Source organism: Pseudoalteromonas qingdaonensis (genome assembly GCF_038739665.1).
In the GTDB taxonomy this organism is placed as follows: domain Bacteria; phylum Pseudomonadota; class Gammaproteobacteria; order Enterobacterales; family Alteromonadaceae; genus Pseudoalteromonas; species Pseudoalteromonas qingdaonensis.
Genome location: NZ_JBCGCU010000004.1, coordinates 113932 through 136425, shown reverse-complemented (window position 1 = coordinate 136425; position 22494 = coordinate 113932). Strand labels below are relative to the sequence as shown.

Sequence of the window (22494 nt, the reverse complement as noted above, 5' to 3'; positions counted from 1 at the left end):
GTAGAGTGAAGTGAAACCCAACACACAGGAGCTATCAGCTTTCAGCCGTCAGCTATAAGATAAACAAATAAGTTAGCGAGTTAGCAAGGGGAAAGAGTAAAGAAGCTTTAAGCTATAAGTCGAGCGTGAAAATTAGCAGGACACCCACTCTAAGAGCCATAAAAAACCCACGCATCAAGCGTGGGTTTTACTTGTAACAAGCAGATTACTCGGCGCTTTCATCGCTGAGCAGGTACTTATCTAGCCACTGCTCTTGCTCCCATAAAACATGCAGCAGGCTCTTGCGGGCGCGGTAGCCGTGAGCTTCGTAAGGCAGCATCACCAGGCGGGCGTCTTTACCCAGGCCTTTCATTGCCGCATACATGCGCTCACTTTGCATCGGGAAAGTACCGCTGTTGGGGTCTTCCTTACCATGGATCATCAGCATGGGCTCATTGATCTTTTCCGCATGGAAAAACGGTGACATATTGGCATACACCGCCTGGCCTTCCCAGAAGTTACGCTCTTCACCCTGAAAACCAAATGGCGTTAAGGTGCGGTTATAAGCGCCGCTGCGGGCAATACCGGCTTTAAACAGGTCGCTGTGGGCCAGCAGGTTAGCCACCATAAAGGCGCCGTAGGAGTGCCCAGCAATGGCTATCTTGTCTTTATCCGCCACGCCTTTTTCAACCAGCACATCCACCGCCGCCTGAGCACTGGCTACCAGCTGCTTGCGGAAGGTGTCGTTCGGCTCCTTGCCGTCTACCCCAACTATGGGCATTTTCGGGTCGTCAAACACGGCAATGCCCTTGGCCAGATAAGGCATGGGGCCCCAATAACCTATGTAGGTAAATTCATAAGGCGATTCACGGACTTGCGAGGCCACGGTTTTATCCTTGTACTCCAGTGGATAGGCCCACATCAGCACGGGGATAGGGCCTTGCGACGGCTCATAACCGGCTGGCAAATACAGGGTGCCGGAGAGCTCAACACCATCATCGCGCTTATAACGTACCTGCTCTTTTTGAATGCCCTTAAACGCCGGGTATGGATGCGGGAACTGAGTCAGTTGCGTCAGGGTGTCGTCATCCAAATCACGCACAAACAAATTCGGTTGTTCGGTTTTAGACTCGCGCACGGTAATAAAGCGCTCACCCTTTTCGTCTAACAGATCAACAACGCGCTCATAGTAAGGCGCTTCGCTGCGCCACAGGCGCTCGGTGCTGTTGGTTTTAACATCGTAACGGTCCAAAAATGGAATATTACCCTGCTCCGAGGCACCATCGCCGCGCAGGTAAATATAGCGGTCGCCCACGACCTGCATTACGCGCGCACCCAAATCATTATGGGTATAAATGGGGTCGCCCGGATCTTTATAGGCATCGTTATAGCTGCGCTCGGAGAACAACACCGGCGAGGCATCGGCATCGTTAGGCGCGATAATCCAGCTGCGCACCTGACGGTCGCTAAAGCGCCACTCGGAAAGCATAGCCAGGTTCTCATTGCCCCAGGTCACACCGGCAAAACGACGCTCTGTTTTTGCAAATAACTTAGGCTTACGTTTAAACGGCGCGCTCAGAGTATAGATATGATCATGATGCGGCACGTCTTTTTTCATATCGCCGCCATCTTGGGCTTCGGCCCAGATAAGCGTTGCACCTTTATCGCTGCGCCATTCAAAGTCACGAGGACCGGTGCGAACACTGTCAAAACCCTGAGGAATATTGTCGGCCAAGGGCTGTTTAACCAGCTCTGTTAACTCGTAGCCACTCATTCCCCACACAGACCAGGTAGTGGCAAAACGGAAATACGGCACCTGATAAGAGAAGGGCTGATCCAAGGTCGCCACAAGAATATTGTTGCTATCGGGTGAGATACTGAAATTACTAAATAGCTTGGCCTTGCCGATGGCTTTGGCCTGGCCATCCAAACTCACACGCATCAACTGGCCGTGACCATAGAAGGAAAACAGCGCTTCGTCGTAGGGACTGGTTAACAGATTCTGATAGGTACGGGCCGGCGCCTTTTCACCCGTGGTTTGTTGGATCACAGGTACGACCGTACTGGCATCGTCTTGTGGCTGGGCCTTACCCAGGTTCACGGCATGGTTAATGATTAAGCCACTGGCATCGGGCATCCATTGATAAGGCGTTGCCGTGACGACGGAGTTCAATGCATGGTCGGTCAGTTGTTTAAGTGCCTGCGTAGTGATGTCATACACCCACAGGGTGGCCGATGCTGGCGTTTCATAGACAAAGCTCAGATAGCGGCTGTCGCTGGACCACTGCGGTGAGCGCATAATGCCCTCATCCAAACCGCTCACGTCCAGGGTAATATCACCCTCGAGGGATTTAAACGTCAGCGCCGTGTACTTGTTGCGCACTCGCGAGCGAGAAAAATTATCTGGATTGAGCTTGATACCGGCTAGTTTCAGCTCTGGCTTGGCCAGCTCCTGTAAGCTCTCAACGCGACGGCGTTCAAGTAACGCCAGCCATTGGCCGTCCGGTGATAACATGGAACGCGGTGCCAACTTGGCATCGACGACCTGCGCCAGCTCTTTCGATGGCACTTGATAGCCAGCGTCATTTTGTGCCCCGGCCGGCGCCTCTTGTTGAGCAAGCGCGGTCGACGCACATCCCAGGCCCAATGCCCCAAGGAGCACTGAGGCGATGAGGTGTTGTTTCATAGCAAACCCTTTGTTGTGATTATTGTTTTAAACCCCAGTCTACCTCGGTATATAAACTAGGCAAGTCGTTGCGATTAACTGGTTAGTTTGGCGCAGGATCTGCTACCATATAACGCTTAATCAGCCCCTTATAGCGCCATGACCAGCACAGCACCTCATCCCAAAGTTACCATCATTGATGTTGCCCACCAGGCAGGAGTATCCAAATCCACCGTTTCTCTGGTGCTAACTCAGCCGGATAAGGTCAGCGATAAAACCAAGGAAAAGGTGCGCCAGGCCATGGCCGAATTGGGGTATGTGTATAACCGGGATGCGGCGGCGCTGCGCTCAAAACGATCGGGCCTGGTAGCCATCATGCTGCCGACCTTGGATAACCCCAAATTCACTGAGCTGGCTACGGCGCTGCAACAAGGCGTGCTTGAGCTCGGCTTTGTGCCCATGTTGCTGTGCAGCAATGATGAGCTTAAAACCCAACAACAACTGATGGAACGCCTGCGGGAGTCGAATGTTACCGCGGTGATCTTGTGTCCGGCCACAGGCACGGTTGTCACCTGGCAAAATGCCCTTAGCGAAAGCGGCATGCTGATCATTAATGTGCTCCGCGAAGTGCCTTTTAGCGAAGCTCCTTGTGTGCTTGCCGATACCCAGCGCGGTGCGTTTTTGGCAACTCAGGCATTAATAGCCGAGGGCTGTAAATCCCTTACCTTACTGGGCGCTCCTTCAATCAGCGATTACAGCCAGCTGGTGGAAGGCTTTGAGCAGGCGCTGCATTTGCACCAAGCGCCTCTAACACGCCAATTGATTGCTTGTGATGGTACCCGCCAGGCTGGCCAGCAGGCCCTAAGTAACCCGGCGCTGGCTGACGCACTCGATGATGCGCTCTGTGCGGAGCAGGCATCGCCCCTGGGCATATTATGCGCCGGCGATCCGATCGCCTATGGCGTGCTCGACTCCCTGCCAAGTCTTGGCTTTATTGCCAACAATAGTGCTGGCAATAAAGTGAAGCTTGTAGGTGTTGGCGATTTGCCCGACTCCGCTATTTTACCTTGTCCGCTAAGCTCGGTGGCCTATCGCAGCAGCGACCTGGCCGAGCACAGCCTAAGTATTTTAACCGCCTTACTCAATGGCCAAAGCGTGCCTCGGCGCACTCTTATCGATGTAACCCTTATTAAACGAGCGTCTTGTTTATGACCCAAGTATTAGTGATTGGCTATGTGTGGCCAGAGCCAAATTCCTCGGCGGCCGGCAGCCATATGATGTCGCTACTCAAACTGTTTCGCAATCAAGGTTGGCAGGTAGAGTTCGCTTCCCCGGCGCAGCGCACCGAGCATATGGAAGACCTGTCACAATATGGCATCAGCAGCAAGGATATTGCCCTCAACTGCAGCAGTTTCGATGCTTATCTTGGCGAACTAAAGCCGGATATTGTGATGTTCGACCGCTTTATGATGGAAGAGCAATTCGGCTGGCGGGTCGATAAGTATGCACCTAATGCGTTGAAAATTCTTGATACCGAAGATCTGCAATGTTTACGTGGCGCCCGCTATGAAGCCCATAAAGCGGGCAAGAAGTTTGACACAGCCGAACTGCACACGGATTTAGCCAAGCGTGAAATCGCCGCTATTTTGCGCAGCGATCTCAGCTTAATCATCTCCAGCTACGAGATGCAGCTGCTCAATCAAGTATTTAAGGTTGACCGCGCGCTGCTGCATCATTTGCCCTTTATGGTCGACTTAAGCGCCCTGCCCAAGCAAACACCGAGCTTTGCCGAGCGCCAACATTTTATGACCATTGGCAACTTCAGGCATTCACCCAACTGGGATGCGGTGCTGTATTTACAGCAGATCTGGCCGCTGATCCGCAAGCAACTGCCCAAGGCCCAGCTGCATATTTACGGCTCCTATCCGCCACCAAAAGCCACCGCCTTGCATAACCCCAAGACCGGCTTTTTGATCAAGGGTTGGGCCGATGATGCCCTTGAGGTTATGAGCGCAGCGCGGGTGTGTTTGGCGCCACTGCGTTTTGGTGCTGGTATTAAAGGCAAGCTGTTGGAAGCCATGATCACCGCCACGCCCTCAGTGACCACCTCGATTGGCGCTGAGGGCATGCATTTGGATTTACCCTGGAACGGTGCGCTGCACAATGACCCGCAAGCGTTTGCCGATGCCGCGGTGCAATTGCATGAAAATGAGGCCGACTTTACTGCCGCTCAGGAGCATGGCCTAGCAATACTGAATCAGGTCTACGACAGCAATACCTTGGCATCCGCTTTATTGGCGCGTATCAAGGAATTACAACAAAACCTGGCACAGCACAGGCGCAGCAACTTTACCGGGCAAATGCTTAAACACCACACCATGCGCAGTACCCAATACATGGCACAGTGGATTGAAGCAAAAAATTCAATAAAATCTTGATAGAAATCAGTAGACAGGTAACCTTAGATCAATAAAATGCGCACGCTCTATGCGTTATGAATGACTACCGAGGACCGCTGCGTGGAAGACGCTCTCTTTAAAGAAAAACGTAAATTTATCGTTAAGCTCGGCAAAATGCTGCATAAATACGGCACTCCGGCCTATCGACTCGAGGCGCACCTGATGGAGGTAGCGACCTATTTAGAGCTGAAATCTTCCTTCGTTATGTCGCCCACCTCGGTGACCTTTGTGATCTGGACCGAAGGTCATGAGAACGAGTACACCCATGTCGCCCGCGTTGATCCGGGCGATCATGATCTCGGCTCGTTAGCCAACACCGATGAGGTGGTGAATTCCCTGATCCAAGGCGAATTAACCATCACCGAGGCAGACAAGCGCCTTGATGAAATCGCCGTGATGCCGGCGCCCTACAACAAATGGATCACCGCCGGTGCCTTTGCCTTCTCTGGCGGCGCCTTTGCCATGTTGATGGGCACCAGCTGGAATGATGTCTTTTATTCCGGCCTGCTCACCCTGGTGGTGTACTTGTTCGTGCTCTGGTCAAGCTATTCGCGCCGTGTGGCCCACATGCTCGAGCCCCTGGTGGCCGTGATATCCGCCATTTTGGCCTGTGCCATCAGTGTGTATCTGGATGCGCAAATAAACATTCGCCTGGTGGTGCTCTCCAGTATCATCGTCTTTATCCCAGGCCTCGCCTTGGCGCTGGGGCTGGCCGAGCTGGCAGCGCGGCATCTGGTGTCTGGCACGGCGCGGGTAATGGACTCCTTTATGTTGCTCTTTAAGCTCTATTTTGGGGCTTTTATTGGGATTGGGATTGGCTTTGCTCTTTTTGGGCAGGCAGAATTTGTAACGCCAGAGCCCTTACCCAAATGGACGGCCTGGCTCGCTATCCTGCTGCTTTGTTCGGCGCTTGTGGTTATTTTTAGAACCAAAACAAAACATGCAATTTGGTCCATTGCCTCCGGCTTTATTGCCTATGGTGCCAGTATCGGCTCTGCCGCTTACTTGGATTACACCTTGGGCACATTTGTTGGCGCTCTGGCGGTAGGGATTTTTAGTAACCTCTTTAACCGTATCGCCAATGCCCCGGCCTCCATCGTTGCCATGCAGGGCTTAATCGTACTAGTGCCTGGGTCAAAAACCTATATAGGGCTTAATTCACTGATTGAAGGGCAGGATTTTGTCTATGCCGACCATATCGGCCAACAAACCTTTTTGATCTTTATGTCACTTGTGGCTGGGCTTATTTTTGCGAACGTGGTGCTGCCACCGAAGAAAAGTCTCTAAGAAAAAAAGGTGAACTTATTGATAGGAGGCCACAGGGAAAAGGCCATAAGTTCACCCGAAAAAATGTTGCCTAATAGGGTCTGTTTATCTTTGTGGTTTACTTTATGTTCAATCTAAACGCATTCTGATGAATTTAGCACTAACCTATAAGGCATAATTCATCCATGAAGCTTGGTTACATCGTGCATCCATGCACTCACCTCGCTAAGCTGCGAAGCATTGCTTCGGTCTTGCTCGCCTATGTACATAGCGAGCAACACAGAGCAGGATGCGTTTAGATGAACCCATAGGGCAGCGCTTGTAGCGCATTTCTACTGTGTTGTTACATGTTCATGTAGAATAACTACATCACACATGTGCCGCCTTGTATAAATCCGCTACAAACTGCTGCAGAAACAAACAACAAAGGTCAACAGACCCTAATACAACAACGCACTAGCAAATTGTACTCACAGTGTTCCAGCAGAGAAAAAAGGGGAACTCCTGGGATAGCCCAAGGGAGAGCCTCATGGGTAGAAGACTACAAGTTTCCCCAAACACTACAGGAACAGAACTCTGCATTAGCCCTTGGCTAACAATTCTTGATTAACCTGGTCGATACCCACCTCGGTGATACGAGCGATAATTTCTTTCTGTTTGGCATCAAGTAGTGAAATACCCTCGGCTACCAGGTCATAAACTCGCCAGCTACCGGCCTTGTCTTGGCGCAGTTTAAAGACGATATCTATGGTCGGCTTGCCCGCTTCGACAATCTCGGTTTTCACCGTCGCATAGCCATTAGTTGGCGCCGCATTAGGTTTAATAAAGTGCACTTCCTGACCCTTGTAGTTCATCAAAGCATTGGCATAGGTATGAGCCAAATACGACTCAACGGCACCAATAAAGGCGACAGCCTGCTGCTTATTGATTTCGCGTACATGCTTACCAAGGAGTTTAAAGGACACGAATTTGGTGTCGATATGCGGGATCAACTGCGTCTTAACCAGGTTGCGTAGCTCGGCCTTTTTCTGTTGTTCATCGGCCTCTATATTGCCGATATCTATAAATAGCTGTTCGCCGACCTGCTTAAGCATGGTGTACGGATCTTCAGCATTGGCGGCCTGCGCCTTAGCGGCCGACAAGCTCAGCATGGCGGTGGTAATAAAAAGTAAAAACAACTTAGGGACACGCATGGCCACTCTCCTCACATCGAATTGACAGCCATGGTAGCGGATTGGATTTTGAAATATAAGCAACAAATATGCACATTATTGATTCCAATTTATCACATATAATTTTATTTTTATTATTCAATACGTTAGTTTATTGTTGCCGTGTATGCACCAGCACTGTGCATTTTCGTGCATTGATCCTGAGCCCCTCACAATGAATAGTACGCGCCCTTTTGTTGTGAGGTTAAGCGTATGAAATCAATAATGTTAGCCACCTTGGTCGGGGCCTTAAGCCTGGCTCCCCTAGCTGCCAGCCAAGCACAGGAAACGCCGCGACATGGCTACACCCTGCAGTACATTCAGGGTGAGGGAGATGTGCAAGGGATCAAATTAGGTTATCAGTATTATCTCAGCGAATACCTGCCGGAGCGCTTCAATAATTTTGAGGTGTTTTTTGAAAGCAGTGTGAACTTCTGGCGCTATGGCGACAACAATGACTATGATCGCAACTTTGTTGTGGCACTCACCCCGGTATTTCAATACCCCATCACCCAATATCGGGGCCACCCGCTGATGTTTGAATTTGGCATAGGGTTGTCGCTCTTAGATGACACCGAGTTCGCTGGTAAGGACGTAAGCACCCACTACCAGTTTGAAGACAGAATTGGCCTAGTTTACAAAGTGGATAATACCGAATTTGGACTGCGCTACCTGCATTATTCCAACGCCGGTTTTGAAAGCCCTAACCCGGGGCTGGACTTTATTTCCTTGTCCTATTCGCGTTCATTCTAGCGTGCCCAGAGAAGGGCTTGTTTTATTCATGCGGTGAGCCTCAACCTGGCTTAACCGCTACCACGGGGCGCACGGCGGTACTTTGTTGATAGAGTTGACGCAGCGCCTCACTCACCAGCTTGACATCAAAAGCCACAATGCGATGGCCGGGAGCCTGAATCTTACCCGAGCCCACATCCTGCAAGAGTTGTTGCCCCATAAAGCTTAATTTTTGCTGCGCACACAAGTTATTGGCCAACCAGGCACCACCCAAAGACACGGCGGCTATAATAGGCGCGCGGCTAAATAACAGCTCCTGAGGAATTTCGGAAAAACCATTTAGGCAGGCGATTCGGCCACCAAAGCGCAGGCGCGCCAAATCGGCAACAAAGGTCTCGCCACCACAGCTATTGAGTATGGTATCAAAACCATCCGGGCCAAGTTCACGCTTAATATCCCGCGCCAATTGCTCACCTTTGCTGGCAAAAAGTACATCGGCACCTAAATCCTTAATGCGCTCATGCTCGCCTTTAGGGGCACTGACAAACACCTTGGCACCGCGCTGACGCGCATATTGAATGGCAAAATGAGCCACCGCACCGCAACCGGAATTAATATAAATACTCTCGCCGGCCTGCAGCTGAATTTTGTCCAGTGCCGCCAGCGCCGTCATCCCCGCATTGGGCAAAGTAGCCGCCACAGCACTGGGAATGGACTCGGGCACTTCGGCAACCGCATAGTTGGCCACCTTGGTATAGCGCTTAAGCACCCCTTGATCCGCCAAGCTGGTAGTAAATATCACCCGGGTGCCACGCTTAGGAAACACGCCAACCGGCGCCTCAACAACTGTGCCTACCGCATCAATGCCCAGCACATGAGGATATTGCCAACGACAAAAACCCTCAGCACCAAGGCGCGCATCTATATGGTTCAGACCCACATATTCAACTTCCACCAGCACCTCATTGGCACCAATGGACGGCATCGGTAATTCTTGCAACTGCAGCGCCAGACTTGGCGAAGCTTCATGTAAAACAAGGGCCTGCATGGTGGGGTTAGGGCCGGGCATAGCTATTTCCTCTGCTTGGGGATTCGTCTCAACGCATGATGGCGAGTATCATAATCGCGGTTGGCGCCGATCGTTGTGCTCATACTGAGCAAATAGGCGCCAATATTCAACCTTACCATGTTAAATAACCGCCGCGTCATCAGATACACTGGTTTTATAAAAACATTAATGCCATAATGGCATCAATAAATTCTTGCCCCACCGAGATGCCAGCTATGGATACCACCAGCCGACTTATTATGCTACTTGAGGTAGTGGAACAGGGTTCATTTTCCAAGGCTGCGGCCATGCGCAATATAGACAGATCGGTGATATCTAAACAGATCAGTAAACTGGAAGACGAACTTGGCGTGCGTCTGCTTAACCGCACCACCCGCTCCTTTTCCTTGACCGCCGCCGGGGCTGAAATGGTCAAAAAAGCCCGAGACTTACGCATGCTGTTGGCCGACACAGTGCAACTGGCGGAAAACTATCATCAGGAGCCGCGCGGCCTGTTGCGTATCGCCACCTCTCACACTCTGGGGCGGCGCTATATTCAGCCGGTGATCAACGACTTCCAAAAACGCTTTCCTCAGGTCAATGTGGATATGCGTCTGGATGACCGCCCAGTGGATATGATCTCCGAAGGCTTTGATCTGGCGTTTCGCATCGGCGAGCCCCGAGATTCTTCTCTGATCGCCCGTAAAATTGCCCGCAACCGCATGCTCTTGTTGGCCAGCCCAGAGTTTATCGCCACCTATGGCGAGCCAAAGACCATGGAGGAGCTGGGCGCCTTGCCAGCTGCCACCTATTCCAGCTCCCATAAGCGCTTAGACTCAATAAGCTATATTAATGCCGAGGGTGAGCACTGCGAGCAAGTAATAAACGCCGTCTATACATCCAATGATGGCGAGGTGCTGATAGACAAGGTGCTTTCCGGCACCGCCTATTGCCTGGTGCCGGCGCTGCTGATCCAGGATGAGATCACCTCGGGCCAATTGCAGCCGCTGCTGAGCGAGATAAACCTGCCGAACTACAGCGCCATGTACGCCCTCTACCCCCATCGCGACCTACCTGTGCGCACCCGCTTACTACTGGATGCAGTGCGTCATTATATCGGTGAGACAGTGCCGCGCTGGGAGTTGAATATTCCCAATCTAGACTCCCTTTATCAACCAAAATAAGGCCTTAACCTAGTTATGAAGCAGTGACATTGAAGCGGCTTTATATGTAACCCAACCTGCCTGAATTCGCACACTTTTTCACACTTGTGTAAACATCTGTTAAGCGAAGTAATACTATGTAAAACATGGGATTTTTTTATTTTTAATCGGTCATACTGGGCACCAAACTTACTATGGACTCATGTATGAAACACAACAATAACAAAGGCCTTAAACCGGCTTTGGCGGCGCTCGCCGGCACTGCATTAATCACCCTAAGCGGTTGCGGCAGCAGCTCCGACGGCAACAGCGACTCCGGCAGTATTCAGCTGTACAATGGCACCACTAATGGTCCCACCATGACCCTGAGCATCGCCGATGTAGCGCGCACCACGGCGGAGCTTGGCAATGTCACGTCAACACACAGCTACACCACGGATGACTATGACTTCGCCATTCAATACCGTAACGATCAGGGAAATCTGGTCGATATAATCAGCGACACCTTGAGTATTCGTAACGACACTAAAACCTTACTCATGATGTATGGCAATATCGAAGATCAAAAACTGCTGAGCGTCGACCTGCCCTATCGTGAAACCAGCGATATGTTCTCTTTGCAAATGCTCAATGTGACCAATGCCGAGCGTAATTTTGATCTTTATATGGCTGCGGATGATGGCGTATTCGAGCAAGCCGAATTGGTTGGCTCAGCCATGTTTGAAACCCTGAGCGCCAGCACAGAGCATAAATTAGATGACTACACCTTCTATCTGACCGAAGCCGGCAGCACAACGCCGATTTGGCAATCTGATGAAACCCGTATCAATGTCGATGATGCCCTGGTGATGGCCATTCGCCCCAGTTATGACAATAGCAGCAACTATCTAACGGTGGATATCATCACCAATGGCAATACTCCCTATAGCCTGAAAAACAAGGATGCCCAGGCTCAGGTGCAGTTTTACAACAGCATGGACGAGTACCCAAGCGCCCAATTTACCGCCAGTAAAGGGGATTTCCAGCTAAGTACGGCGAGCACTGGCGCAGATACCCTGTCGCAAACACTGGAGCTGGCACCGAACAGCTACTCCATCTCCATGCTTGATGAGCAAGGCAATACCCTGGTAGATAATTACCTGCTCACCTTGGAGCAGGAGCAAAGCAGCCTGGGCGTTTTCTATAAGGATGCCGAGTACGGCCCACGACTGATGAGCGTGGCGCAAAACCTGGTGCCTAACAGCGTCAGCCATCAGGTGACTGTAGTGAATCTGGTCGATGAGTACGCCGGTTTGCCGGTTAATAAACTGGACATTTATTTTACCTTGGATGGCCAGCCCATTTCGCAAACCGAGCATCACCTCGACAGCGTTAGCAGCTATAGCGCCAAGTCTTTAACCTTGCTCGATAAAACATATGGCTTTTACGCCATTTTAGAGGATAACGGCCAGCAGATAGTGCTGCACCAGCAAGGTGCTGTGGATGTAACTGCCGATGGTAACTACATAATGATCTTAGAGGCTGATGCCAACACAGCTTCCGGTTACAAGCTCACCACCTTGCATACGGTAGCGGCGCAAGGCGAAGAGCAGACCCAATAGGTGCTAAACCTCAATTTTTGACGCAAATCCCAACCCTGTTGGCAGGTGCCCAACCCCTTTGCCCTGCCAACAATTCCCGCCCGCTGTTTAACCCACTGAATCTGGCCTTAATCGCAAACACTGGCTTTCGCTACGCGCTTTTGTAGAATAGCGAACACGAATACCAATTCACTTAAATAGCTAATCATTCTAGCGGGCTAAATATCGTGCTAACGGTGTTGGAATTTTTATATGTAGAGTAACTACATAGGAAAAATTCCGCCTTGTTATCACATCATTTATCCAGCGCTATATCTGATCACATACTTAACAGAATTGGCATAACAACAAGCGAAGGACAGAGATGAAATTATTGAAATCGACGCTGGCCATGGCCATGGCCGTGGGTGTAAGCGCTCCAGCATTTGCCAATGACACCATCACGGTTGAAGACATTCCAAAAATAAAAAGCGTTTTACAAACCGCTATCAGCCCGGATGGCGAGCAGGTTGCTTTTACCCGCTCCCTGCCACGTGAGCTCTACAAGGACGAAAACGGCCTTAACTACAGCGAATTGTATGTTATTGATGACGAAGGCGTTGAGCGTCCATTTATAACCGGCAAGGTCAATATTAAGAGCATCAGCTGGTCTGCCGATGCCAAGCAGGTTTATTTCCTGGCCAAGCTGGGCGACGATAAATTCACTGCCCTGTACCAGATCCCAGTCGATGGTGGTCAAGCGCAAAAAGTCATGGCCCTTAAAGGCCGTGCCATTGCCAGCTACCAGCTAAGCCCTAATGGTGATCAGGTAGCGCTACTGGCCATGCCAGCCAAAGATAAGTCTGAAAAAGAGCTTAAAAAGCTTGGCTTTATGGCCGAAGTGTATGAGCTAGGCCTGGATAACAAGCAACTGCACCTGGTTGATCTTGCCCCTGCTGATAAGCCGCTTGACCCAGAAGCCATCAGCATAGACGGCTATGTCAGCGATATGAACTACTCTGCCGATGGCAAAAAGCTATTGGTTAAGACCCAGCCAACGGCGCTGATTGACGACAAATATATGAAGTCGCAATGGCACCTGTTCGATCTGGACAGCAAGCAGATAACCCTGTCGTTTAAAACCGAAGGCAAGCTAGGCGCTGCCGAGCTGTCTCACGATGGTCGCTACGTGGCGATTTTAGGTGCTGATGACAAGCACGATCCGGCCACGGGCCGCCTATACCTTGCGGACACCGAAACCGGTGAGATCAACGAATGGCTACCTGATTTTATGGGTCATATCAGCGACTTTGAATGGTCAAACAAGCGCAACACCCTGAACTTTGTGGCCCAGGTAAGCCCTGAGAGCTTTATCGGTCAGATCAAGGTTGGCTCAAACAAATACAAGAAGCTGGTTAAAGAAGGCAAGTTTATCGCCGGCTCATTGAGTATTTCCGACTCGGACAAAACCCTGGCCCTGAGCGCTAACAGTGCCAAGCACCCGAACGAGGTGTATATGGTGCGCGGCTCTAAGGCTACCCGTTTAAGCGATTCAAACCCTTGGTTAAACGACAAGCGCTTTGCCAAACAAGAAGCCCTGACCTTCAAGGCCCGCGATGGCGTTGAGATCGGTGGTGTGCTGGTTTACCCGCTAGATTATGAAGAAGGTAAAACCTACCCACTGATCATGGCGGTACACGGCGGTCCTGAAAGCCACGATAAAAACGGCTGGGTAACAAGTTACTCAGATCCAGGCCAAATGGGTGCAGCACGCGGCTATGCGGTTTTCTATCCTAACTACCGTGGTTCAACGGGTAAAGGCGTTGAATACTCTAAGCTGGGTCAAAATGACTATGCAGGTAAAGAGTTCGACGACCTGGTCGATATGAAGCAACACCTGGTAGATATGGGCTTGGTTGACACTAAGCGCGTAGGTATTACCGGTGGTTCATACGGTGGTTATGCCTCGGCCTGGGGTGCAACTAAACTAACCGAGCACTTTGCCGCCAGCGTGATGTTTGTGGGTGTAACCAACCAGCTTTCCAAGTTTGGTACCACGGATATTTCCAACGAAATGCACCTGGTACACGCCCGCTCTTACCCTTGGGATAAGTGGCAGTGGTACCTAGAGCGCAGCCCAATCTACTGGGCCGGTCAGTCGAAAACACCTTTGCTTATCATGCACGGTAAAGACGACCCGCGCGTGCACCCGGCACAATCCATGGAGCTATATCGCTATATGAAGGTGCAAGGTAAAGACGTACGCCTGGTGTACTACCCGGGTGAAGGCCATGGTAACCGTAAAGTTGCAGCGCAATACGACTACAGCTTGCGTTTAATGCGCTGGATGGACAACTACTTGATGGCCGGCAACAAAGAGATGCCAGAATTTAAGATTGACCATGCCGCTAAGCTAAAAGCGGTAAAAGACGCACAAAAAGAAGACTAAGCCATAAAAAAGCCTGCGTGATGCAGGCTTTTTTGTATTATTTCAGGCCACAGGTATTATCTAACCAATCGATCAGCTCGGAATAGAATTTCTGCTTATGATCGTAGAATAATGTGTTTAAAAAGTGATCCGCCCCTTCAAGCACCACATATTTGTGCTCTTTTTTATGCTTTTTCAACTCATCAACAAAAGCCTGGCTATGCTCTATGGGCACACGAACATCAATATCACCATGCACAACCAGAATAGGCACGTTCACTTTTTCAACCTGCTCAACCGGAGATATGCCCTTAATGGTTGGGCGCTGTAATTTACTGAGAATGGCGCTTTCATTAAGTGTGGCATTGATCCGAGATAAGCCACTCACCCCAGCGCCTGCAACCGTGCACTGATACAAATTATTATCGCGCATCGAGGCTACAAATGCTGCATAACCACCATAACTCCAGCCAAACATGGCCACCTTGTCTTTGCTGGTGATCCCCTTGTCTATCATAAACAGGGCCGCATCATCGAGATCATCTTGCATCTTCAGACCCCAATTGGCATCACCTGCCTTCCAATGCTCTAAACCATAGCCCGTTGAACCGCGAAAATTAGGCTGAATAACCGCATAACCATGGGCTACCAGCAGCTGAGTCCACTCATCAAAGGTAATGGTATCACGCCCCCAAGGGCCGCCATGGGGAAGAACGATTGACGGGAAAGGCCCTTTACCTTGAGGCTGAGTAAGGTAAGCATGGATCTTGCGCCCGTCACGTGCTTGATAAGAAATATATTTGGAGTCTGCCAACTTATCTTTATCGATAAACGGCATGCGCTCACCTAATTTCACAATATTCTTTTTATCTTTTAGCAGGTAATAAGTGCCGGGATCGCGGCCGGATTGAGTTAGAAAGACAATATTATTGTAGTCATCCGATGTACTTACAAAAGCAAGGTAGGAATCTGGAAATGCTTGCTTAACGCCTTCATAAATACCTTGGTACTGCGGCTCAGTAATATAATACTCGGGATATTTAGCGCTATAGCGAAATCCCCTTAGCATGCCACCCCTATCAAAGATGATGCCATCGGTATCTAGGGTTTCTAAACTAAAGAGTCGGTCTGAAAGGGTTCGCTTTTCTAAATCAAAGAGATACGCACCGGTTTTATCTTCGCCATTATTGGCTATCACATAGAGCTTATTCGGCTCTTCGCTGGATACTCCGGCTATTTCGAACGTTTCTCGCTCTTTACCCGTTACTGTATGGATCTTTTGCCAGTCCGAGCTGCCCTTTAAACGGGCAAAAACATCCACCCCTTGCTCAGCATGATTCCAACCCGAGGCAACGCGAATTTCACCATCATTATCGGCGATAAAACCATTATTAATCTTGTCATTACCACGCAATACGAGCTTTTCTCGTCCGCTTTCAATATTCAATTGCACCACATCGGGGATCCAATTGTCATTGATATCTATCTCAACCAAAACCTCGTTTTCCTGCTCCGGCAGTATATCTATCAAATTAAAATTAACATTACCCTGCTTCTTAAATGGCACCAACCAGTTGCCTTTGCCGTTGGCATTGATAATGGCAAACTTGCTAGTCCAGTATTTTTTACCTTTATTTTCTACCAATTGACGGAAATTCACGCCAAGTTTTTTATTGTTAAGCCAGCTAACACTGGATACGCGCATTTTATCGGCGCCTAAACGTACCGGCTCCTGGCCTAGTTTCGCCAGCTCATGCACCTCAATGATGTAATCACCATCTTTAGACCTAGCCCTTTGGATCACGAGCTTTTTACCATCTGGTGATACTTGTATGGTTTGGATAGCCGGCAGGATAGAGAAACTCTCTACTATATCCAGGCCTTCATTCGCTTTCGACGCAGTATTAGCCGAAACACCTGCCGATATAAAAACGAATCCTAAAACCAGTGAGTTGATTAACTTGAAAGGTTTCATTCACACTCTCCCTGAAATAAAAATGGCTTCCCGAGAGAAGCCATTTGGTATTTATCAATTAACGTTAAAATTGAGCTTTAAAGTTAATAAACGGAGTACGGCCAAAGGTATCATAGCCAACACCCAGTGGAATGTTGTGGCTAGAGAATGAACCATAAGGGTCAACTTTTGGCGGCGCATCGTTGAATACGTTACGAACACCGGCGTTGATGCTGAATGAGTCAAACTGGAAGTTAAAGCTCACGTTATGCACCCAGTAGTCATCTGTGTAGGACACAGGACGACATTTAAGGGCTTCACCCGCAGAGTTGGTTAGACCGGTACAACCAGCTGTGTATTCTTCGAATTCACCCAGGTCATCCTCTTCACCTTTACCAATATAACGAGCTTCCCAGTTTACTGAGTAGTCATCATAAGCCAGCTTAAGACGACCATAACCACGCCATTCTGGGAAATCAGGCTCACCCACGTTGTCATCAACCGTACCTAGTACGTCATATAATGACTCGCTCATCTTGGTTGCTTGTAGATCTACAGTTAAGCCCAAGTTCTTGTCATTTACTACAAAGTCTTGATTGTAGTAAATGTTGAAGTCTGTACCTTTTGATGTGATCAAACCAATGTTGATAAAGCTGGCGTCAACCAGGCTGATACGACCATCAGCACCACGGTTAATACGGCTACAGAATGCCGGGTTACCATCCGCTGAGTAACATTGACCAACGCTATAAGACGCTGATGGTTCAGAAATACTGTTTGTTACTTCAATATCAAAGCGAGTAGCTGAAAAGGTTAGCTCAAAATCATCGCTAAATGGCTGTTCAAAGATAAAGCCGTATGTCTTAGCGACTGAGGTTTCAGGCGACAATTCTGTTGTACCACCAGTTTCAACTTCAACACTTGTACCCTGAGTAAACACGCTACTACCGTCCTGACCTAAACCTAGGGTTGTAGGATCAACACCTGATGCTGTACAAGCCGCAAGAACCGCTGCTGTACGATCATCTTCATTCGGGTTATACGTTGGTGGTGCGGTAGGATCGTTTGGATCCGTTACACGTGCATCATCAGGAACAACACAGGTATCAGTTACCGTAGTAAAGCCTGATGTACCATTGAGGAAACGCTCACGTAAGTTAGGTGCACGGTAAGACGTACCCTTGGTTGCGCGTAGAGTGAACCAATCTACCGGACGATAAATCGCCTTTAAGCTATAGGTACTTTCCGCATCGTAGAAGCTTTCTTCAGAAATACGGCCAGATGCAGTCACTGTGATTTCCTCAGCATAGTCAGCACCACGTGCAAGCGGGAATTCAAACTCAGTAAATACTTCTTTTAGATTACGAGAACCATCTGCGCCTTGGTCAGCAAAGTAACCCCAAGCCAGGCCATCTGCCGATACAGCATTTGGATTTGACTCGATTTCATCGCGACGATATTCCGCACCCACGATAACGTTAACCGCTTCATTGTTCCAAGGGATGTTGAATAACTCACCACCGATAAAACCGTTAACTACTAGTTGGTTAACCTTGGTTTCCATATAACGGTCACCGAATAGGAAGCCAGCTTCGGCGTCGGTCAAAGTACCACCACCGGCTTGATACAGGTTCTCAGCAAACAGGTTTACTGGCACACAACCATTGGATGTGTCCGCACAGCTCACAGTACCATCAGCGGCCACCACGGTATCAAGTGCTTGTAATAGGTTAGGTTCAAGAATAGCCTGACGCGAGTCGGTACCTTTTGAAGCACTGTATGACGCATAAACATCATAGTACCAACCCGTTAAAGCAGGTAAGTCACCGGTGAAACCAGCAACCATACGGTATTGCTCTACTTCAACATCTACACGGTCACGGTCGCCGCGAATATTTAGGATAGGACGAACCCAGTCAGCTCTGTCTGGGGCACCGAACATCTCAAGACAGTTCATGCCGTACACACCACAAGGGTTGTAAGCATTTGTCGGTGACACCCATTCAAAGATTTGTGCACCTGGGCTGAAAATTGGAGACTTACGTTTTGCATACAAGCCTTCGTAATAGAAGGTTGTATTCAAGTCATCATTAAATGAGTGCTCACCATTTAACATGATGGAGTAACGCTTGTTTTTACTTAGGTAATCACCACTGCGGTAATAATCTGATTGCTGATAAGCATAGAATGGGTCGGTAAAGTCAACATCACGCAAACCATCCAAGTTACCATCTACGAATACACCATCGCCGCGATCAAAGTCTATGATGCCATCACCATTGAAATCACCTGGGACCCAAGTTGGGAAGAAACCGGCAAAATCTGAGGCAACCGTTGTTTCACTCAGGTTAGGAATCCCTGTGTTCGTGAACCCTGGTGTGTAGTACAAACTACCCCAGAAGTTATTTAGTTGCACACGGTTAGTTAGCGGGTAAATATCACAAGCGCTATCTGAAGCGATTGGGCCATTACCTGAATTACGGGTGATGATATCGCCTTCTTCAGTTTCCCAAATTAGCTCTTCACAACCCTGTAGGAAGGTGTTGCCAGCACGTGACTGTGCTTTTTGGTCTGTATATTCAGCACCTATGGTCACAAAACCATTGTCGTAGGTTGTACCCCACATGGCCGACAGCACGCTTTCTTCACCGCCATCGCCTTTAGGTTGCTTGTATGAACCTTGAACTTCAAAACCTTCAACGTCTTTACGCAGCATGATGTTGGCAACACCCGCTACCGCGTCAGAACCATAGACAGTTGACGCACCATCGAAAAGGTTTTCAACGCGTGAAACCATTACACCAGGGATCAAGTTCAAATCCGCTGAAGTCGGTGCACCACCTACACCAGCAGGAGCCATACGGCGGCCGTTGATTAGTACCAGAGTACGCTCGGCACCTAGACCACGGAAACCGATAGTCGCTGAACCTGGACCATTATCAAGTACATAGCCACCAAAGGTGTTATCGATCTGCGTACCCGCGGCCTGGTTTGTTGTTTGTAACATATCAGCAGCGTCGAACAGACCCATTTCACGGGAGAAATCACCGCTGATAACCTGAACAGGAGAAGCATTTGAGAATTCAGCACGGCGAATACGAGAGCCCGTTACCTGAATGCGCTCTGGCGCTTCTTCTTCAATTGTTGTTTCGTCTTGTTTTTCTTCTTCCGCTGCATACGCACCGCTCATAAAAGAAACGGAGCCTAACAGCAGTGAATACTGCACAGCTTTGCTTAGTGTTGTTTTCTTAAACATAGTCGACACCCTGAATGTTATTTTTTTGTTTTCAAGGATAAATGATCATCCTTGCCACCTATTATTTACATAATAATTAACAAAAAACAACACAAACGTACTGTTTAAGTATGGATTTTTAACACTAAATCAACCTTTGTAAATACCTATCAAAGGTACGTACTTACTTGGATGTTGCCTTATTTGAAATTTAGCAATAGGCTAAAAGCTCAACTTAAGTTCAGATCAAGAAAAATGACATTAGAAGCGAATTTATCCGTTGGCACCGTGGCCTCGCGGGCCGATGTGGCCATCTCCACCTTACACTTTTACGAAAAAAAGGGGCTTATTCGCAGCTGGCGCAACCAGGGTAACCAGCGCCGCTATAAGCGTGATGTGCTTAGACGTATCGCAGTGATCAAGGCTGCGCAGAAAATGGGCATCACCCTTGAAGAAATAAAAGAAACACTGAGCACCCTACCGGACAAGCGCACTCCAACAAAAGCCGACTGGCAACAGTTGGCACAGCATTGGCAACGGCAATTGGATGAAAAAATCGCTTATATGCAAAGGCTTAGAGACAGGGTTGACGGCTGTGTTGGCTGTGGCTGCCTGTCCATGGAAAATTGCCCTATTTACAATGCCGATGACTACCTGGGCGAGCACGACAGTGGTGCCGTGTTACTCGAACATCCAGAATTAGAACGAAGTGGAGATTAGCGCCGATTTTCTATATCTTGTTTAAATTAGAATAATAAACAGGTTAACAATATGAAGAAATTCGGCCCCGGCCTGCTCGTTGCCGCCGCCTTTATCGGTCCTGGCACCATTACCACCGCATCGGTAGCCGGTGCCAATTTCGGATATACCCTGCTATGGGCATTGTTATTCTCTGTGATTGCCACCATTTTATTGCAAACTATGGCGGCCCGCTTAGCCTTGGTCAGCGGTCAAGGCCTGGCACCGGCTTTGCGCGCCAATATTAACCAGCCCTTATTAAAGTATCTGGCAATCTTTTTAGTGATCAGCGCCATAGGTATCGGCAGCGCCGCTTACGAGGCCGGTAACCTCAGTGGCGCCAGTCTCGGCTTACAAGGTCTGTTTGGCCAGCATACGGGAAGTATCTGGACTCCAGTTATAGCTCTGATCAGCGCCCTGCTTCTTTATAGCGGTAAATACAAGTTGATTGAGCGCACCTTAATATTTTTGGTTGGCGTTATGAGCCTGGTCTTTATCGCTACCATGGTGCTTGCCCAACCGTCCCTTAGCGATCTCTTTGCCGGTTTTAAGCCCAGCCTGCCAACTGACTCATTAACCACAGTGCTGGCGCTGATTGGCACCACCATAGTGCCTTATAACCTGTTTTTACATTCGGGAGTCATTGCCAGGGAAGATACCCGGCAACAGGAGGTAGATCAGGCCATTCGCGCTCATAATTGGGATACCGGACTGTCGGTTGGTCTTGGCGGCCTGATCACCCTGGCCATAGTCGCCACCGCCAGTGTAGCCTTTTTTGGCCAACAAACGGGCGCTCTCAATGCTGCCACCATGGCTAAACAGCTTGAGCCTCTGCTTGGCACCTATGCCCAATATTTCTTTGCCATCGGCCTGTTTGCCGCTGGCCTCACCAGTGCCATTACCGCTCCCTTAGCCGGTGCCTATGCCGTCTGTGGCATGCTTGGCGCTAAAGATAAGGTAGAAGACACCCGCTTTAAACTGGTGGCCATTGCCATCTTGGTATTTGGCACTGTGGTAGCGAGCCTCGGACTCGACCCCGTCGCCGTGATCATCTTTGCCCAGGCCAGCAATGCCTTGCTATTGCCCATAGTCTGTATCTATTTATTGTGGCTTCTCAATAACAAAGCCGTTATGGGTCAGTATAAAAACAGCTGGTTTGTAAACTTGTTAAGCCTGCCAGTCATCATAATAGTGATTGGATTAAGCGCTTATAAGCTAGTTTCACTGCTGTAGCGCCCCTCCACGTCCTTGCTCCTGGTTTTAGCCCAGGAGCATATTGCTAATTTGCTGTATTTGTTACTTCTTTCTTGATCTCTAAGCAAATCTCCCTCACTCTTAGTGCAACAAAATATTCACAACTAGAGCCACTGATGAAATACCTAATTAGCGCCCTCTTGCTACTGTGCACCCAGCTAGCAAATGCCAACGGCAAACTAGCCAGCGAACTGCAAGTATTCGAGCCCTATCTGGGCACCTGGGAGTCCACTTTCAGCTTGGCCACTGATCAGCCAAGCGTTACCGATGTAAGTAAATGGGAGCGGGCACTTAACGGTAAGGCGGTGCGCACCCTGCATAGTATTAATGATGGCGCTTATGGCGGTGAATCTTTGATCTTTTGGGATAAAAGCAAAGAAGCCCTAGTGTTCTACTACTTCACCACCGCCGATTTTTATACCCAGGGTACATTGGAAGTCACTGAAGATGGTTCTTTCGTTGCCTATGAAGATGTTACCGGCAGCAGCGAAGGGATCACCCGAGTGAAATCCACCAGCTCTTATGTGGATGACCAGTTTGTGGTGACTACACAGTATCTAAAAAATGGTGAATGGACACCTGAGCAAAAACGCAGTTATAGCCGCTCACAAAAAGAAGTGGTGTTTAAATAGCCTTTAGGTCGGTGCTGTGGGCGAGGCTTTAGCCTTGCTAATGTGCACCTTTGTCGGCCTTTCGACAATGTGCTCCTGCATTGTTCTACTACCGCCATCCATGGCGGCAAAGCCGACCTTCAATTTTATCGCTGGTCATAAATTCGTCACACTCGTGGCGTATTATTGCCC

General features: G+C 49.3%; 15 protein-coding genes. 10 read left to right on the top strand and 5 right to left on the bottom strand.

All coding sequences use genetic code 11. The features are described from left to right. Nucleotides 1-205: 205 nt before the first annotated feature. On the bottom strand, nucleotides 206-2665 hold the full coding sequence (locus tag WCN91_RS05370) for a S9 family peptidase (RefSeq protein WP_342677014.1): 2460 nt from the start codon (nucleotides 2663-2665) through the stop codon (nucleotides 206-208). Between the two features lie 138 nt (nucleotides 2666-2803). Here WCN91_RS05370 and WCN91_RS05365 point away from each other — a divergent pair, with 138 nt between their 5' ends. From WCN91_RS05365 to WCN91_RS05355, 3 genes are read left to right on the top strand one after another with little or no spacing between them, the layout of a single operon-like run. Then, the gene (locus WCN91_RS05365; RefSeq protein WP_342677012.1) at nucleotides 2804-3856 is read left to right on the top strand and encodes a LacI family DNA-binding transcriptional regulator; all 1053 of its coding nucleotides are present in this window, start codon (nucleotides 2804-2806) and stop codon (nucleotides 3854-3856) included. Continuing rightward, nucleotides 3853-5082: a glycosyltransferase gene (locus tag WCN91_RS05360; RefSeq protein WP_342677010.1), complete on the top strand. Its 1230-nt coding sequence runs from the start codon at nucleotides 3853-3855 to the stop codon at nucleotides 5080-5082. The genes WCN91_RS05365 and WCN91_RS05360 overlap by 4 nt, the downstream gene beginning before the upstream one ends. A 60-nt stretch (nucleotides 5083-5142) precedes the next feature. Next, nucleotides 5143-6390, top strand: coding sequence for a threonine/serine exporter family protein (locus tag WCN91_RS05355; RefSeq protein ID WP_425416010.1), 1248 nt, complete (start codon nucleotides 5143-5145; stop codon nucleotides 6388-6390). Between the two features lie 560 nt (nucleotides 6391-6950). Here WCN91_RS05355 and WCN91_RS05350 read toward each other — a convergent pair. Then, nucleotides 6951-7562, bottom strand: coding sequence for an MlaC/ttg2D family ABC transporter substrate-binding protein (locus WCN91_RS05350; protein ID WP_342677008.1), 612 nt, complete (start codon nucleotides 7560-7562; stop codon nucleotides 6951-6953). Between the two features lie 231 nt (nucleotides 7563-7793). Here WCN91_RS05350 and WCN91_RS05345 point away from each other — a divergent pair, with 231 nt between their 5' ends. Next, a complete protein-coding gene (locus tag WCN91_RS05345) occupies nucleotides 7794-8333 on the top strand; it encodes an acyloxyacyl hydrolase (protein WP_342677006.1) in 540 nt (179 codons plus the stop codon). A gap of 40 nt (nucleotides 8334-8373) precedes the next feature. Here WCN91_RS05345 and WCN91_RS05340 read toward each other — a convergent pair whose 3' ends face one another. Next, nucleotides 8374-9381, bottom strand: coding sequence for a zinc-binding dehydrogenase (locus WCN91_RS05340; RefSeq protein WP_342677004.1), 1008 nt, complete (start codon nucleotides 9379-9381; stop codon nucleotides 8374-8376). A gap of 215 nt (nucleotides 9382-9596) precedes the next feature. Here WCN91_RS05340 and WCN91_RS05335 point away from each other — a divergent pair, with 215 nt between their 5' ends. The 3 genes from WCN91_RS05335 to WCN91_RS05325 all read left to right on the top strand — a co-directional run bounded on the left by WCN91_RS05335 (nucleotide 9597) and on the right by WCN91_RS05325 (nucleotide 14531). Next, nucleotides 9597-10544 carry a LysR family transcriptional regulator gene (locus WCN91_RS05335; protein WP_342677002.1) on the top strand — a complete coding sequence of 316 codons (948 nt, stop codon included), beginning with the start codon at nucleotides 9597-9599 and terminating at the stop codon, nucleotides 10542-10544. A 185-nt stretch (nucleotides 10545-10729) separates the two neighbouring features. Further along, the gene (locus WCN91_RS05330) at nucleotides 10730-12124 is read left to right on the top strand and encodes a hypothetical protein (RefSeq protein ID WP_342677000.1); all 1395 of its coding nucleotides are present in this window, start codon (nucleotides 10730-10732) and stop codon (nucleotides 12122-12124) included. Nucleotides 12125-12467: 343 nt separating this feature from the next. Continuing rightward, the gene (locus tag WCN91_RS05325; protein ID WP_342676998.1) at nucleotides 12468-14531 is read left to right on the top strand and encodes a S9 family peptidase; all 2064 of its coding nucleotides are present in this window, start codon (nucleotides 12468-12470) and stop codon (nucleotides 14529-14531) included. A 37-nt stretch (nucleotides 14532-14568) separates the two neighbouring features. On the opposite strand, the gene WCN91_RS05320 is transcribed toward WCN91_RS05325, so the two are convergent. Together WCN91_RS05320 and WCN91_RS05315 are read right to left on the bottom strand one after the other, a co-directional pair. Then, the gene (locus WCN91_RS05320) at nucleotides 14569-16485 is read right to left on the bottom strand and encodes an alpha/beta hydrolase family protein (protein ID WP_342676997.1); all 1917 of its coding nucleotides are present in this window, start codon (nucleotides 16483-16485) and stop codon (nucleotides 14569-14571) included. 64 nt (nucleotides 16486-16549) lie between these two features. Then, a complete protein-coding gene (locus WCN91_RS05315) occupies nucleotides 16550-19720 on the bottom strand; it encodes a TonB-dependent receptor domain-containing protein (RefSeq protein ID WP_342676996.1) in 3171 nt (1056 codons plus the stop codon). 234 nt (nucleotides 19721-19954) lie between these two features. Here WCN91_RS05315 and soxR point away from each other — a divergent pair, with 234 nt between their 5' ends. The 3 genes from soxR (at nucleotide 19955) to WCN91_RS05300 (ending at nucleotide 22323) form a co-directional block, all read left to right on the top strand. Further along, nucleotides 19955-20419, top strand: coding sequence for a redox-sensitive transcriptional activator SoxR (gene soxR, locus WCN91_RS05310; RefSeq protein WP_342676995.1), 465 nt, complete (start codon nucleotides 19955-19957; stop codon nucleotides 20417-20419). 51 nt (nucleotides 20420-20470) lie between these two features. Next, a complete protein-coding gene (locus WCN91_RS05305; RefSeq protein WP_342676993.1) occupies nucleotides 20471-21670 on the top strand; it encodes an Nramp family divalent metal transporter in 1200 nt (399 codons plus the stop codon). 137 nt (nucleotides 21671-21807) lie between these two features. Beyond that, nucleotides 21808-22323, top strand: a complete 516-nt coding sequence (locus WCN91_RS05300; protein WP_342676991.1) for a hypothetical protein — start codon at nucleotides 21808-21810, stop codon at nucleotides 22321-22323. Nucleotides 22324-22494 lie beyond the last annotated feature (171 nt).